Raw genomic sequence first — 14784 nt, 5'->3', positions numbered from 1 at the left:
CAATCCGCAGGTCAGAGCGGGAAACGACGTGGGCATGACAGCGGAAAAGATCTACGATCGCGCTTCGTCGAGGACCAAGGTCCTGTGGGCCGCCTCACGGCCGGTGTAACAGGAAGTAGTTGCCGCTTCTACAGTGCGCGGCCGGGCGGTGTGACGGGCGCCGCACCATCGGGGTCCTCGAACGTGACCGGCGTCTCGAAAGCCGCCCTCCGCGTGGCCCGGCGGAGCGCCTTGAGGACCGTCGCGCCCAGAGTGAGGGTCAGGACGACGGTCACCGTGGCCCGCCCGAGGTCCCAGCCGAGGGAGGTGGCCAGGCAGTACGCGACGAACCGGGCCAGGTTGGTGTCCACGGCGTCCGCCGGGTCGAAGGCCACGCTCGACGACAGCGCGTCCATGAAGGGCCAGCCGGCCAGGTTCATGAGCGTGCCGTACGCGAAGGCCGCGAGGAAGCCGTACGCGGCGAGCATCGCCAACTCGGCCCGGCCGCGCAGCCGGTCCGGACCCGGGAGCAGCCCCGCACCCATCGTGAACCAGCCCATCGAAAGCATCTGGAACGGCATCCAGGGCCCGACCCCGCCCGTGAGCAGCGCGGACGCGAACATCGTGACCGCCCCGAGCACGAAACCGAACCCCGGACCGAGCACCCTCCCGCTCAGCACCATCAGGAAGAACATCGGCTCGATGCCCGCCGTGCCGGCCCCGATCGGCCGCAGCGCCGCCCCGGTCGCGGCGAGCACCCCGAGCATGGCCACGGCCTTGGGGCCCAGCCCGGACTCGGAGATCGTCGCCGCCACGACCCCGACCAGCAGGACCAGCAGTCCGGCGAACAGCCAGGGCGCGTCCTTCGAGTGGGCGCCGACCTGCGAGGTCGGACCGCTGAAGAAGGGCCAGGTGAGCGCGGCGAGACCGACGGCACCGACCAGGACGAGGGTGGCGACCGAGCGGGGGCCCAGACGGATGGGGCGGGCCTGGGGCTGGGGCGGCAGGGGCGGGAGGTTCATGAGCCCGCGCCCTCCGCCGGCCCGGACGCGTGGAGTGCCTCGCGCACCTGCGCCACGGTCAGCCACTTCTGCGGGGAGAGGACCTTGGTGACCTGCGGGGCGAAGGACGGGGAGGCGACGACGACCTCGGCCGTCGGGCCGTCGGCGACGGGTTCGCCGTCGGCGAGGATGACGACCCGGTGGGAGAGCTCGGCGGCCAGCTCGACGTCATGGGTGGCCAGGACGATGGCGTGGCCCTCCGCCGCGAGCGACCGCAGGAGGGTGACCAGCCGGGACTTGGCCGCGTAGTCGAGGCCGCGGGTCGGCTCGTCGAGAAGGATCAGGGGCGGACGGGCGGTCAGCACGACGGCCAGGGCCAGCGTGAGCCGCTGCCCCTCCGAGAGGTCCCGCGGATGGGTGGCGTCCCCGATGCCCGGGAGCAGCTCGGACACCAGGGCCCGGCAGGTTCCCGGCCCGGCTCCCGCGTCGGTGTCCGCGGCCGCGCACTCGCCGGCCACGGTGTCCGCGTACAGCAGGTCCCGGGGCTCCTGCGGTACGAGGCCCACGCGGCGGACGAGCTCCGCGGGCGCCGTGCGGTGGGGCTGGACACCGCCCACGCGTACGGTGCCCGCGGCGGGCGGGACGAGGCCGACGAGGGCCGACAGCAGCGTCGACTTCCCGGCGCCGTTGCGGCCCATGAGTGCGACGGTCTCTCCGGGGGCGACGCTCAGGGTGACGTCGTGGAGCACCTCGGTGCGGCCGCGGCGGACGGCGAGCCCCTCGACCACCGCCGGGTGGAGGTCGGCAGTGCTTTCCGCAGGGCGCCTGCGGAGGAGCCGAGGGCGCCGGGAGGGCCTCGCGCCGCTGCTCGCCGTGGGTACGGCTCCTGGCGTGGCCGGCTCGTCGTACGTGAGTGGCTCCAGCCGTTCCCGCAGGGCTCCGGCCCTGCGCCGGGCGTCCCGGACCGTCAGCGGCAGGGGAGACCATCCGTCGAGCCGGCCCAGGGCCACCACCGGCGGGTACACCGGCGACACGGCCATGACCTCGGCAGGCGTACCCAGCATCAGGGGGGCGCCCGGGGACGGGAGGAGGGCGACCTGGTCGGCGTACTGGACGACGCGCTCCAGGCGGTGTTCGGCCATGAGGACCGTCGTGCCGAGGTCGTGGACGAGGCGCTGGAGGACGGCGAGGACCTCCTCCGCGGCGGCCGGGTCGAGGGCGGAGGTCGGTTCGTCGAGGACCAGGACCCTGGGGTGCGGGGTGAGGACCGAGCCGATCGCCACCCGCTGCTGCTGGCCGCCGGACAGGGTGGAGATGGGGCGGTCGCGCAGGTCGGCGAGACCGAGCAGGTCCAGGGTCTCCTCGACGCGGCGGCGCATCACGTCCGGCGCGAGCCCCAACGACTCCATTCCGTAGGCGAGTTCGTCCTCGACCGTGTCCGTCACGAAGTGCGACAGCGGGTCCTGGCCCACCGTGCCGACCACGTCGGCGAGTTCGCGCGGCTTGTGCGTACGTGTGTCACGGCCCGCGACCGTCACGCGCCCGCGCAGGGTGCCGCCCGTGAAGTGCGGGACCAGACCGCTCACCGCGCCGAGCAGGGTCGACTTGCCGACCCCGGACGGCCCGACCAGCAGCACCAACTCGCCCTCGGGAACGGTGAGTTCGATGTCGCGGACGGTGGGCTCCGACGCCCCGTCGTACGTCACGGAGACATCCTCGAAGCGGATCACGACGACTCCTTGCCGGTGCTCCCGAGAGGGGGAGCGGGGGATGGGACGGCGGCCGGGGCGGCCGGGGCCGGGGCGATGAAGGCGGGGGCCAGGCCGAGCAGGATCGCCGCCGCGGGCCACAGCGGCAGCGTCGGTGCCGTCAGCGGGACGACGCCCGGATGCAGCGCCGCCGAGTCGTGGGAGGCGTACAGGATCAGCAGCGCCGCGACGGCCGCCCCGGACGCGGCGACGAGCCACGCGCGGACCCCCCACGCGTCCGGCCGGTACCGGGTGCGCAGCGACCGGCGGCCGCCGAGCCGCAGACCGCCCAGGGCCGCGGCGAGTCCGGCGAGCAGCACGGGCAGGCCGTAGCTGCCGCCCTCCGCGGTGAGCAGGCCGTACGTGCCCGCGCAGATTCCGACCAGACCGCCGAGGGTGAGTGCGGCGGTGGTGCGGCGGACACCGGGCGCCACCTCGGCGGCACGGCCGTAACCCCGCGCGTCCATCGCCGCGGCGAGGGCCACCGAACGCTCCAACGCGCCCTCCAGGACCGGCAGTCCGACCTGGAGCAGGCCGCGCAGACCGTTGTCGGAGCGCCCTCGCAGGCGCCGGGCCGCGCGCAGCCGCTGGACGTCCGCGATCAGGTTCGGGGCGAAGGTGAGAGCGACGACCACGGCCACTCCCGCCTCGTACAGGGCGCCTGGGAGTGACTTGAGGAGGCGGGACGGGTTCGCGAGGGCGTTCGCCGCGCCCACGCAGATGAGGAGCGTGGCGAGTTTCAGGCCGTCGTAGAGGGCGAAGACCAGGCCTTCCGCGGTGACACGGCCACCGACGCGGATGCCCTGCGCCCAGTCGGGGAGGGGGAGTTCGGGGAGGGTGACGAGGAGGTGCGTGCCCGGGACGGGGGAGCCGAGGAGGACCGCGAAGGCCAGCCGGATGGCCAGCACGGCGAGGGCGAGCTTGACGAAGGCGCCGTAGGAGCGGGCCCAGGGTGCCTCCGTCCTGCGTGCGGCCACCACGTAACCGGCCACGCCGACGAGCAGGGCGAGCAGGAGGGGGTTGGTGGTGCGGGACGCGGCGGTCCCCAGGCCCAGGGCCCAGACCCACCAGGCGCCGGGATGCAGGGCGTTGGCACGCGTCGCCCGAGGAGCGCGAAGGCGCCCCAGGACCCGGCGGGACACGCTGCCCGGTGCGGGTGCGGGTGCGGGTGCGGGTGCGGGTGCGGGTGCCGGTGCATGTGCTCGCCTCAGCCCGGGTTTCCCGTCGTCCTCCATCACGTACGTCCCGTCAGCCGCGACGCCGACGCGCCTGCCAGACCGCGGCCGCACCCAGTACGGCTACGGCGGCGGCCCCGGCCAGCAGGCCCACCGACGGTCCGCCGCCCTCGGACCCGCTCTCCTCGCCGGGCGACGCGGCGGCCTTCGGACGGTCGCCCGACACGGCCTCGCCGCATCCCGTGCGGGGGTAGCCCTCGATGGCGCACAGCAGGGCGTTCGTGCCGTAGCGCAGCGGCTTGGCGACGGCGGCCAATGCGTCGGCCGTCGTCGCGTCCTCGCCGACGCGGGCGCAGGCGGTGCGCGGGCCCGGCGGTGTCGAGCCGGTCGGGGCGTCCGCGGCCGTACCGAAGTCGAGGACGAGGGCGACCCGTTTCGTGCCCTCCCGGGCGGGCGTCTTCGCGCAGATCGTCGCGAAGTCGGCCGCCCCTCGGGGCTTGGCCGAGTCCTTCGAGTCCTCGCTCACCGAGAACCGGAAGCCCTGGACGTCTCCGTCGGACGGCCGCGCGGTCGACGGGCCCTGCGTCGCGTACACCCACCTGCCGCCGTCGGCGTCCCGGTCCCAGAAGGACCAGTAGCGATAGCCGGCCGCCTGGGCCTGCCCCGCCGTACCGAGTACGGCGAGCAGGAGGCCCAGGACCAGCAGGGCCGGGCGGCGGCGGGTCACAGCTGCTGCTTCCTGGTGCGGCCGCTGATGAGGAAGCCGATGCCGATGCCGCCGACCAGGCCGACCCCGATGATCCACCAGACGCTGACCCCGCCGTCGTCCTCGTTCCCGCTCTGCTCGTCCGCGCTGTCGGACGGCGCGGCGGAGTAGTCGGAGGGTGCGGGCGCGGGGCCGGTCCGGCCGAGCTGCTTGACCAGGTCGGCCCCGCCGAAGTCGCTCGGGCTCGAACCGGTGGCGTGCGCCGCGAAGATCAGCTGCGCGTACGCGGCCGGGCCGCTCTTCGCCGCCCAGGCGGCGGCGTTCTTCTCCAGCCAGGCCAGCGGCTTCCTGGCATCGGCCGTCCGGCCCGCCGCGGCGAGCGCGACGACCGTGTCGGCGGTGTTGCCGTAGTCGGGCTGGTCCTCGGCGCCGGGCAGGGAGGACTCCAGGTGGCCGGTCTTCGCGACCGCCCCGACCAGGTACCCGGCACCGTTGGCCGCCGCCTCGTCCAGGGTCACCGAGCCCTTGCCCGCACAGGTGGGGGCCTTGGGGGAGACGGGCTCGTCGTCCGGTACCGCCGCCAGCCCCTCACCGAGCGCGCCGAGCACCCCGGCCGCCGTGGCGTCCGCGTTCGCCGCGAGCGCGCCCTTCTTGTCGGGCTGGAAGGCGAAGGCGCCCCCGCCGTCCTCGTCGCAGGGGACGGACAGCCCGCGCAGGGCGTCGTACGGCGTCCGGCCGCCCTTCGACCGCACGCCCTCCACGTCGGTGTCCGTGGCCTCCAGGGCCCCGATCACGACGGACGTCGAGTTGGTGTCGGTGGCCCCGCCGGGGAGGTAGCCCCAGCCGCCGTCCTTGTTCTGCACGGACTTCAGCCACTTCACGGCCGGGCCGGTCGTGGCGTCGTCCTCTTCGAGTTCCGCCAGGGCCTGGACGGCGGCGGCCGTGCTGTTCGTGTCGATCTGCGTCTTGGCGTCGCACTTCGCGGCCGGGTCCGCGCGGTAGGCCGCGAAGGCGCCGTTCGCGCACTGCTGTCCGGTGAGCCAGTCGACGGCCTTCCCCGCGGGCTTCACGTCCATCGTGTGCTGGGCGAGCAGCGCCAGCGACTGGCGCCAGACGCCGTCGTACGTGGGGTCGGTGCTGCCGAAGAGGCCCGTGGGAAGGGCCTGGGAGGGGGATGCGGAGGGCGACTCGTCGGCGGGGGCGGCCGGCGCGAAGGCCGTGCCGATCACGGCGGTGGCGGCCAGGACCACGGCGCTGCGGCGGACAAACATGATCGGCGGGTGCCTCTCTGTGCTCACGGGTTCGCCCGCGGGGCGCCGCGGTCGGTGTCGGGCCGGCGACCGCGCTCGGGCCTTCGGCCTCCGCACGTCCGCCGGCTCCGAACCGGCGCGTCCCTGCGGGGGAGCCGGGCAGCCCGGAGCACCGGGCGGCTCGGCTCCGTATGCCTCGACGGTGCCGGTCACCGGCGGTCCCGGTGACGCGAGCCGGTCACTTCCGCACGGGGCATTCCGGCTCACCGCCCGGCTCGACCGAGGGCGGCACACGGCTGCGGGTCAGCGCCGGTTTTGCACCGGCTTCCCCCCGTACGAGCGTGATGACGACCCGCTCACTGTACCGGCCCGTAGCAATGGCCCCCGGGCCCGGCCCGGTCGGGATGCCCGTGTGCGCGAGGCTGCCCGCCCGTACGTGGTTGCCCGTCCGTACGGAGCTGCTGTGACCGCATCCCTCCGGAATGTGCCCGGAAGTGACGGCAATGGACCGAGTTCGTGTTCGCCTCGCCGGAGCGGTGCGAAGCGGCCCGGTGGCCGGGTCACACTGGCCCGGATGCGGGGTCCCACGGGGCTCGTCCGTGTGCCGTGCGGGGAGGGCGTTGCCGTGCCAGAGGACAGGACGACCGGCGGGCGGCCGGGAAATCTTCCGCCCGAGACCCGGAGCTTCGTCGGCCGGCGCCCCGAACTGGCCCGGCTCGACGCGGTCCTGGGCCCGGCCGGGGACCGCGAGCGCCTGGTGACGCTCGTCGGGCCCGGCGGCGTCGGCAAGACCCGGCTCGCCCTGCGTGCCGCCCGCCGTGCCGCCCCTCGGTATCCGGACGGCGTCTGGTTCGTGGAGCTCTCGCCGCTGCGGGCCCGGGGCCTGGTGGGCTTCGCCGTGATGGAGGCGCTGCGGCTCGCCGACCAGTCGACCCGTCCGGTGACCGAGGTGCTCGCGGAATGGCTGCGGGACAAGGACGTACTGATCGTCCTCGACTCCTGCGAGCACGTGCTTCCCGACTGCGTCGACCTGGCCCGCGCCCTGCTCCCCGCCGCACCGGGCCTGCGGCTCCTGGCCACCACCCGGGAACACCTCGGTCATCCGTCCGAACTCCGCATCGAGGTCGCCCCGCTGCCGGTGAGGGAGGACGCCGGCCCCACGCGGCAGGCCAGGGCGTCCCCCGCGGGGGAGGACCGGGAGGGAGCGGCCCCCGTGCGGGAGGAGGCGGCGGGCACGCCCGTACGGGAGGACGCCGGTGACCGGGACGGTTCCGGTGACGCGCTCGACCTGTTCGCGCAGCGGGCTGTCGAGGCGTGGCCCGGCTTCGTCCTCGACGGGGACTCCACCGGCACGGTCGCCGCCATCTGCCGTCGCCTGGACGGAATCCCCCTGGCCATCGAACTGGCCGCGGCCCGCCTCCCCGAACTCTCCCTCGCCGCGCTGGACGAACGGCTCGGCGAGCGCCTGCCGTCCCCGCTGGACCTGCTCGCGTCGGGGCCGGGCGAGGGGCCGCTGCGGCACCGCACCCTGCGCACGGCCATCGGCTGGAGCCACGAACTGTGCGCGCCCCTGGAGCGGTTGCTGTGGGCCAGGCTCTCCGTGTTCACCGGCGGCTTCGACCTGGCCGCGGCCGAGGACGTCTGCGCCGGCGGCCCCCTGCCCGCCGGGCGGATCGCTGTGCTGCTCGAACGGCTCGTCGAGCAGTCCATCGTGCTGCGCCACCGCACCGCCGACGACCGCTACCAACTCCTCGACAGTGTCCGCGAGTTCGGCGCCGACTGGTTGCGCGCGCTCGGTGAGGAGCGGGCCCTGCGGATGCGGCACCTCGACCACTACCGGAGCCTCGCCCGCAGCGGCTGCGCGGAGTGGAACACCGGCCGTCAGGTGCTGTGGTGCGAGCGTACGGTCACCGAACACGCCAACCTGCGCACCGCCATGGACTACGCGCTGTCCGGGCACGACGGCCCGGACGCCCTGCGCACGGCGGCCGACATCGGCTTCCTGTGGCGCCACTGCGGCTACCTGCGGGACGCGCAGCACTGCCTCGACCAGGTGCTCACCGCCGATCCGGAGCCCGGCCCCGACGTCGTGCGCGCCCTGTGGGCGAGGGGAGCGGTCGCGCTCCTCCAGGGCGACCTGGACAGCGCCGAGCGCTGGGCGGCGGTCTGTACGGCGGCGTCCGTGGAACAGGGCGACCCCGTGGCGGTCGTCGCCGCCGCGTACCTCAACGGCGGGCACCTGCTCCTGCGCGGCAGACTGGCCGAGGCGCTGGTGGTGTTCCGGGAGGCCGAACTGCTCCCGGTCCGCGACGACTGGCTGGGGTCCGCGCAACTCCAGGTGCGGCTCGGGCTGTCCTTCGTCCACCTGCTGAGCGGTGACCTCGTCCGCTCCCGCGAGGTCGCCGACGAGGTGCGCGAGGAGAGCGCGCGACGCGGCGAGTGCTGGGTGGGCGCCTTCGCCGACTGTTTCGTCGCCCAGGCCGACCTGGACGAGGGCGACCTCGTGGCCGCGGTGCGCAACGCCCGCACGGCCATCGTCGGGCACTCGCTGCTGAACAGCACGCTCGGTGTCGCCCTCACCCTCGACGTGCTGGCCTCGGCGGTCGTCGCGACCGGTGACGGGCATCGTGCGGCCCGCCTCCTCGCCGTCGGCCAGCGCATCTGGGAGCGCCTCGGGAGCGTCCACATGCAGTCGCCGGACCTGATGTCCGCCCGCCGGGCCCGTGAACACCTGGTCCGCCGGGAGATCGGCGACGAGGCCTACACCGAGGCGTACGCGGAGGGGCTGGCCATGTCGTACGAGCGGGGCATCGACTACGCGGTGGGCGACGTCCCGGACCACCGGCGCCCGCGCCCCTGAAACACCGGCCGTCCGGACTGGGACTGCCGAAGCGCCGGCCGTCCGGACTGGGGCTGCCGAAGCACCGGCCGCGTGGGCAGCGGCAGTTGAGGCACCGGCCGCCCGGGCGTCGGCTGCTGACGTGGCGTCATACCGCCACGTACGTCACCGGATCGCTTCCCGTCACGGCTTCCGCACGCCCCAGTTTCACCAGGCGGCGCAGGTGGGCCTCCGCCTCCGAGACCGCGATGTTCCGCGAGCCGTACGGGATGTCGGCCCAGGGACGGTTCCACTCCATGAGCTCGGCGACCTGCCACACGGTGAGTGGGGCGTTGAGAAGGGAGAGGAGATCGGTGAGGCGGTCCTCGTGGTGGTCGAGCAACTCCCGTACGCGGGACGGGGCGTCGGTGAAGGCGTGCAGATGGGCGGGGAGCACCTCGGCCGGTCCGAGGCCGCCGACGCGTTCCAGGGAGTCGAGGTAGTCACCGAGCGGATCGGGGACGGTGTCGTCGTCCGGGTCCTCGTACAGCCCGATGTGCGGGGTGATCCTCGGCAGGAGGTGGTCGCCGGAGAACAGGCGCCCGTGACCCGGCAGTTGTGCCGGATGGGCCTCCTCCAGGTGCAGGCAGACGTGGCCGGGTGTGTGGCCCGGGGTCCAGATCGCGCGCAGGCGGCGGCCGGCGAGGTCGAGGAGCTCGCCGGGGACGATCTCGCGGTCGGGCAGTGCGGGGGAGAGGCCGGGGAACCGGGAGCGGGCGCCGCGCATCGGCGTCACGTGCTCCTCGGGCGCCCCCGCCGCCGTCAGCTTGTCCACCATGTACGCGAACCAGCGCTCGGGCCGTGTCTCCCGGGTGCGCCGCACGATGGAGATGTCGGCGGCGTGCATGGCCACCCATGCGCCCGAAGCCTCCCGCACCTTGGCGGACAGCCCGTGGTGGTCCGGGTGGTGGTGGGTGATCACCACTCCGTGGATCTCCCCGACCGCCGTCCCGCAGGCCGTCAGCCCCTCGGTGAGCGCGTCCCAGGACGCGGGATCGTCCCAGCCCGTGTCGATCAGTACCGGTCCGCGGTCGGTGTCCACGACGTACACGAGCGTGTTGCCGAGGGGGTTGTCCGGGATGGGGACCTCGACGGACCGTACGCCTCCGCCGTGATCGGTCACCTGTGGCATGAGCTCCCCTGTCGCCGACTTCCGGTCACTATAACTAGAACCAGTTCCAATGGGAGCCCAAGTCACTCAACCACCCCGCACGGCAGGAGGCGGAGAGAGCGAAGTGCTGTGAGCTCCGTGGACTCCTCCAAGTGGAACTGGTATCAGTTTCAGTGTCTGATGCACCGTCAGGAAATGTCCTCGGAGAGGCAGTCGGTCATGACCGAACTCGTGGAACACGGACAGCTGTTCATCGGCGGGGAGTTGGCCGCTCCCCTGGGCCGGGACGTCATCGAGGTGGTCTCCCCGCACACCGAGGAGGTCATCGGCCGGGTGCCGCACGCCTCGCGGGAGGACGTCGACCGGGCCGTCGCGGTGGCGCGTACCGCCTTCGACGAGGGGCCCTGGCCGCGGATGTCCCTCGACGAGCGGATCGAGGTGGTCGGCCGGATCAAGGACGCCATCGCCGTACGGCACGAGGAGATCGCCCGGGTCATCTCCTCCGAGAACGGCTCCCCGTACTCCTGGAGCGTCCTCGCGCAGGCGCTCGGCGCGATGATGGTGTGGGACGCGGCGATCACCGTCGCCCGGGACTTCACGTACGAGGAGACCCGCGACGGGGTGCTCGGGCGCATCCTCGTGCGGCGTGAACCGGTGGGGGTCGTGGCCGCCGTCGCCCCGTGGAACGTCCCGCAGTTCGTGGCGGCGGCCAAGCTCGCGCCCGCGCTGCTGACCGGCTGCACGGTCGTGCTCAAGCCCTCGCCCGAGTCGCCGCTGGACGCGTACATCCTCGGCGAGATCGCGAAGGAGGCCGGACTGCCGGAGGGCGTCCTGTCGATCCTGCCGGCGGACCGTGAGGTCAGCGAGTACCTGGTCGGGCACCCCGGAATCGACAAGGTCTCCTTCACGGGTTCGGTCGCGGCCGGCCGGCGCGTCATGGAGGTCGCGTCGCGCAACCTCACCCGCGTCACACTGGAGCTGGGCGGCAAGTCGGCGGCCCTGGTCCTGCCGGACGCGGACATCGAGACCGCCGTCCCGGGCATCGCCTCGGCCGCCTGGATGAACAACGGGCAGGCCTGCGTCGCCCAGACCCGCATCCTCCTGCCGCGCTCGCGCTACGACGAGTTCGCGGAGGCGTTCACCGCGGCGGCGAACGCGCTGGTCGTCGGTGACCCGCTCGACCCGGCCACCCAGGTCGGCCCGCTGGTCGCGCAGCGGCAGCAGCAGCGCAACCTCGACTACATCCGCATAGGCCAGGAGGAGGGCGCCAAGATCCTCACCGGCGGTGGCCGCCCACCCGGCCTCGACCGCGGCTGGTACGTCGAGCCGACACTCTTCGGCGACGTCGACAACTCCATGCGGATCGCGCGCGAGGAGATCTTCGGGCCGGTCATCTGCCTGCTCCCGTACGGCGACGAGGAGGAGGCGGTGAAGATCGCCAACGACTCCGACTACGGCCTGAGCGGCAGCGTCTGGACGGCCGACGTGGCCCGCGGCATCGACGTCGCCCGTCAGGTCCGCACCGGCACGTACTCCGTCAACACCTTCAGCCTCGACATGCTCGGCCCGTTCGGCGGCTACAAGAACTCGGGCCTGGGCCGCGAGTTCGGCCCCGAGGGCTACGGCGAGTACCTGGAGCACAAGATGATCCACCTGCCGGCCGGCTGGGAGGCCTGAGGGATGGGTGATCGCTGGCACGTCGAGGTCGACCGCTCGCTGTGCATCGGCTCGGCCCAGTGCGCCCACCTCGCCCCCACCGGCTTCCACCTCGACTCCGCCATGCAGTCCCACCCCACGGACGCCGAGACGGACGCCAACGAGAAGGTCCTGGGGGCTGCGGAGGGGTGCCCGGTCGAGGCGATCACGATCTCCCTGCTGGGGAGCGGGGAGGCGGTGTTCCCGCCCGAGGAGTGAGTCCGTCCCGCCCGCCCGAAGCGCCTGGGCTCCCTCACGGTCGGCGACCGGGGAGCCTGTGCGAAACTCCGCGTCACGACCCCGGGCGCACGGCCCGGGGCCGGGGCGGACAGGGGGCGGGGATGCGCGCAGAGGCGTTGACGGCGGGTGCCGTGGTGGCGGCCGTACTGCTGACGGGGTGCGGCGGCGGGACCGATGACGGCGGCGGCTCCGAGTCGCCCCGGCCGAAGGAGGGTTCGACGTCCGCCTCTCCGGCGAAGGAGACGAAGCTGAGCCGCGCCACGGTGCAGCGGAACGTGCGGGCGGCGGTCGCCGCCGGGGGCTTCGACGGTGTCGACGACCGCAACGGGAAGCCCGCCCGCTGCCGGCTGATCGTCGGCGTGCGGACGGACGGCGAGCCGAAGGCGGCCGCCGTCTCGAAGGTGGTGACCGACCTGAAGGGCCACGGCTGGGAGCAGGTGTTCCGCAAGCCGGAGGACGGCGGCGCCACCTGGTTCCTGACGAGGGCGAACTGGGGCATGTACGTCTTCACGAGAGCACCTTCGGAGGAGGAGCCCGGTACCCCGCCGTTCACCCTCTCCGCGACGCGGCTCGACTGCTCCTCCGTCACGGCTACCGCGTCTCCCTGACCTCCGTCAGGTCGATCAGCCGGCACACCGTCTCGATGTCGATCTTGACCTGGGCGATGGAGGCACGGCCGGAGAGCCAGGTGATCAGGGCCGAGTGCCAGGTGTGCTCGATGACGCGGACGGCGGAGAGCTGGGCGGGGGTGGGATCGTCGAGGCCCATGGCGTCGAGGATGATCACCGTGGTCTGCCGGGAGACCTGGTCGACCTCCGGACTGACACTGCGGTCGGCGAACGTGAGGGCGCGGACCATCGCGTCGGCGAGATGCGGCTCGCGCTGAAGGGCGCGGAAGGCCCGCATCAGGGTCTCCGCCACCCGCTCCGCCGCCGTGTCACCGGCCGGCGGCTTCTTGCGGAGCGTCCCGTGCATGTGGGCCAGCTGGTCCTGCATGGTCGCGACCAGCAGATGCACCTTGGACGGGAAGTAGCGGTAGAGCGTGCCGAGTGCGACCTGCGAGGACTCCGCCACCTCCCGCATCTGTACCGCGTCGAAGCCGCCCCGGCTCGCCAGCTGCGCGCTCGCGTGCAGGATGCGCCGTCGTCGCGCCTCCTGGCGCTCGGTGAGCGGGGGAGTGACCGGCTGCGCGGCCCGTACGGGCGGCTGCGCGGCCTTCGCCGCACTCTTGGCTTCCGCAGGCATGGATCCCGTTCCGTGACGTTCGTACAACAGAGGGCGGTGGGGGCGGGTGGGTGACAGCAGAGTAGGGCCCCGTCGTGGCGTGAATCACCCGATCCACCGCTCACAGGAGGGCTACCTGCCGGTAGATTCGATGCTCCCTGAACGATCAAGTCTGAAACTTGTTCTAGATTACCGTCCCGAAGTAATCTCGCGGGAACGTGCTGGAAGAAGGGGGCCGAGAGTGACCCATGAGGCCATGGAGGCAGGCCTCCCTGCGGGCTCGGCCGCCGACGCCGACCGACCGCTGCGCATCGCGCTTCTCACCTATAAGGGGAACCCGTTCTGCGGCGGCCAGGGCGTCTACGTACGACACCTCTCGCGCGAGCTCGCCCGCCTGGGCCACCAGGTCGAGGTGATCGGCTCGCAGCCCTATCCCGTGCTCGACGAGGGCGAGGGACTCGACGGCCTCTCCCTCACCGAGCTGCCCAGCCTCGACCTGTACCGCCACCCGGACCCCTTCCGCACCCCCGGGCGCGACGAGTTCCGTGACTGGATCGACGCCGTCGAGGTCGGCACGATGTGGACCGGCGGCTTCCCCGAGCCGCTGACGTTCTCCCTGCGTGCCCGCCGCCATCTGCGTGCCCGGCGCGGCGACTTCGACGTCGTGCACGACAACCAGACGCTGGGATACGGGCTGTTGGGTGACGTGGGTGCCCCGCTGGTCACCACCATCCACCACCCCATCACGGTGGACCGGCAGTTGGAGCTGGACGCCGCCGAGGGGCGGCGCAGGCGCATGTCCGTCCGGCGATGGTACGCGTTCACCCGCATGCAGAAGCGTGTCGCGCGCCGCCTGCCGTCCGTCCTGACCGTCTCCGGCACGTCCCGCCAGGAGATCGTCGACCACCTCGGTGTGCGCGACGACCGGATTCACGTCGTCCACATCGGTGCCGACACCGACCTCTTCTCACCCGATCCGTCCGTGCCGCAGGTGCCGGGCCGGATCGTCACGACGTCCAGCGCGGACGTCCCCCTCAAGGGCCTCGTCTTCCTCGTCGAGGCGCTCGCGAAGATCCGCACCGAGCACCCGGCGGCCCACCTCGTGGTCGTCGGCAGGCGTGCCGAGGACGGGCCTGTCGCCCAGCTCATCGAGCGGTACGGGCTCGAAGGCGCCGTCCAGTTCGTGAAGGGCATCTCGGACGCGGAACTCGTCGACCTCGTACGGTCCGCCGAAGTCGCCTGCGTCCCCTCCCTGTACGAGGGCTTCTCGCTGCCCGCCGCCGAGGCGATGGCGACCGGCACGCCGCTCGTGGCCACGACCGGCGGGGCCATACCGGAGGTCACCGGACCTGACGGCGAGTCCTGTCTGGCCGTCCCGCCCGGCGACGCGGGGGCCCTGGCCGCCGCGCTGAGCAGGCTGTTGGGCGACGCCGGTCTGCGCGAGCGGCTCGGCTCCGCCGGGCGCAGGCGCGTCCTGGAGCGGTTCACCTGGGCCAGGGCCGCGGAGGGCACGGCGGCCCGCTACCGCGAGGCGATAGCCACCCACCGCTCCGCGCCAGTAAATCCGAGCCGCCCCGCCCCCCGGCCTTCCGTCCGCTCCGCGGCCGCACGGGACGCGGACCGCGCGCCCGCCGCAGCAGCACCCGCGGCGACGGACACGGCATCCGCCACGGCAGCACCCGCGGCGCCCACCAGGACCTCGGGCACGGCTTCCGCCACGGCCGCGCCCTCCCGGACGGCCGACAGGGCGACCGGCGCCCCCGCGTCCACGACGCCC

At 73.5% G+C, this 14784-nt stretch carries 12 protein-coding genes and 1 riboswitch; of the genes, 5 read left to right on the top strand and 7 right to left on the bottom strand.

The window, feature by feature from the left end; all coding sequences use genetic code 11:
- Window positions 1-128: 128 nt before the first annotated feature.
- Genes KUF83_RS00400 through KUF83_RS00380 form a run of 5 tightly spaced genes read right to left on the bottom strand, consistent with a single transcriptional unit; the run spans window position 129 to window position 5880 of the window.
- Window positions 129-1001 (bottom strand): ECF transporter S component, encoded by an 873-nt coding sequence (locus KUF83_RS00400; protein ID WP_217452447.1) that lies wholly within the window; start codon window positions 999-1001, stop codon window positions 129-131.
- Entirely contained in the window at window positions 998-2710 is a 1713-nt protein-coding gene (locus tag KUF83_RS00395) for an ABC transporter ATP-binding protein (protein ID WP_217452446.1), read from the bottom strand. Before KUF83_RS00395 ends, KUF83_RS00400 begins: the two co-directional genes overlap by 4 nt.
- Window positions 2707-3963 carry an energy-coupling factor transporter transmembrane protein EcfT gene (locus KUF83_RS00390; RefSeq protein ID WP_217452445.1) on the bottom strand — a complete coding sequence of 419 codons (1257 nt, stop codon included), beginning with the start codon at window positions 3961-3963 and terminating at the stop codon, window positions 2707-2709. The genes KUF83_RS00395 and KUF83_RS00390 overlap by 4 nt, the downstream gene beginning before the upstream one ends.
- Before the next feature lie 13 nt (window positions 3964-3976).
- Entirely contained in the window at window positions 3977-4630 is a 654-nt protein-coding gene (locus KUF83_RS00385) for an SCO2322 family protein (RefSeq protein WP_217452444.1), read from the bottom strand.
- Entirely contained in the window at window positions 4627-5880 is a 1254-nt protein-coding gene (locus KUF83_RS00380) for a prenyltransferase/squalene oxidase repeat-containing protein (RefSeq protein WP_217452510.1), read from the bottom strand. The genes KUF83_RS00385 and KUF83_RS00380 overlap by 4 nt, the downstream gene beginning before the upstream one ends.
- 230 nt (window positions 5881-6110) lie before the next feature.
- Window positions 6111-6190, bottom strand: a riboswitch (cobalamin riboswitch).
- A gap of 294 nt (window positions 6191-6484) precedes the next feature.
- On the opposite strand from KUF83_RS00380, the gene KUF83_RS00375 reads away from it, so the two are divergent.
- Complete coding sequence (locus KUF83_RS00375) at window positions 6485-8719, top strand: AAA family ATPase (RefSeq protein WP_308402877.1); 2235 nt, start codon at window positions 6485-6487, stop codon at window positions 8717-8719.
- A 127-nt stretch (window positions 8720-8846) separates the two neighbouring features.
- Here the strand turns inward: KUF83_RS00375 and KUF83_RS00370 are convergent, their stop codons facing one another.
- Entirely contained in the window at window positions 8847-9869 is a 1023-nt protein-coding gene (locus KUF83_RS00370; protein WP_217452442.1) for an MBL fold metallo-hydrolase, read from the bottom strand.
- 198 nt (window positions 9870-10067) lie between these two features.
- On the opposite strand from KUF83_RS00370, the gene KUF83_RS00365 reads away from it, so the two are divergent.
- From KUF83_RS00365 to KUF83_RS00355, 3 genes are all read left to right on the top strand, one after another.
- Window positions 10068-11525 carry an aldehyde dehydrogenase gene (locus KUF83_RS00365; protein ID WP_217452509.1) on the top strand — a complete coding sequence of 486 codons (1458 nt, stop codon included), beginning with the start codon at window positions 10068-10070 and terminating at the stop codon, window positions 11523-11525.
- 3 nt (window positions 11526-11528) lie between these two features.
- Complete coding sequence (locus tag KUF83_RS00360; RefSeq protein WP_217452441.1) at window positions 11529-11762, top strand: ferredoxin; 234 nt, start codon at window positions 11529-11531, stop codon at window positions 11760-11762.
- 122 nt (window positions 11763-11884) lie between these two features.
- On the top strand, window positions 11885-12391 hold the full coding sequence (locus KUF83_RS00355) for a hypothetical protein (RefSeq protein ID WP_217452440.1): 507 nt from the start codon (window positions 11885-11887) through the stop codon (window positions 12389-12391).
- On the opposite strand, the gene KUF83_RS00350 is transcribed toward KUF83_RS00355, so the two are convergent.
- Window positions 12375-13028, bottom strand: coding sequence for a TetR family transcriptional regulator (locus KUF83_RS00350; protein WP_217452439.1), 654 nt, complete (start codon window positions 13026-13028; stop codon window positions 12375-12377). The genes KUF83_RS00355 and KUF83_RS00350 overlap by 17 nt on opposite strands.
- A gap of 220 nt (window positions 13029-13248) precedes the next feature.
- Here KUF83_RS00350 and KUF83_RS00345 point away from each other — a divergent pair.
- Window positions 13249-14784: glycosyltransferase family 4 protein (locus KUF83_RS00345; RefSeq protein WP_374105948.1), on the top strand; the 1536-nt coding region annotated here is incomplete at its 3' end.

Source organism: Streptomyces sp. BV286 (genome assembly GCF_019090165.1).
Lineage (GTDB): Bacteria > Actinomycetota > Actinomycetes > Streptomycetales > Streptomycetaceae > Streptomyces.
Note: the sequence above shows the minus strand (reverse complement) of the source record. Positions and strands in the feature narration are given on the sequence as shown.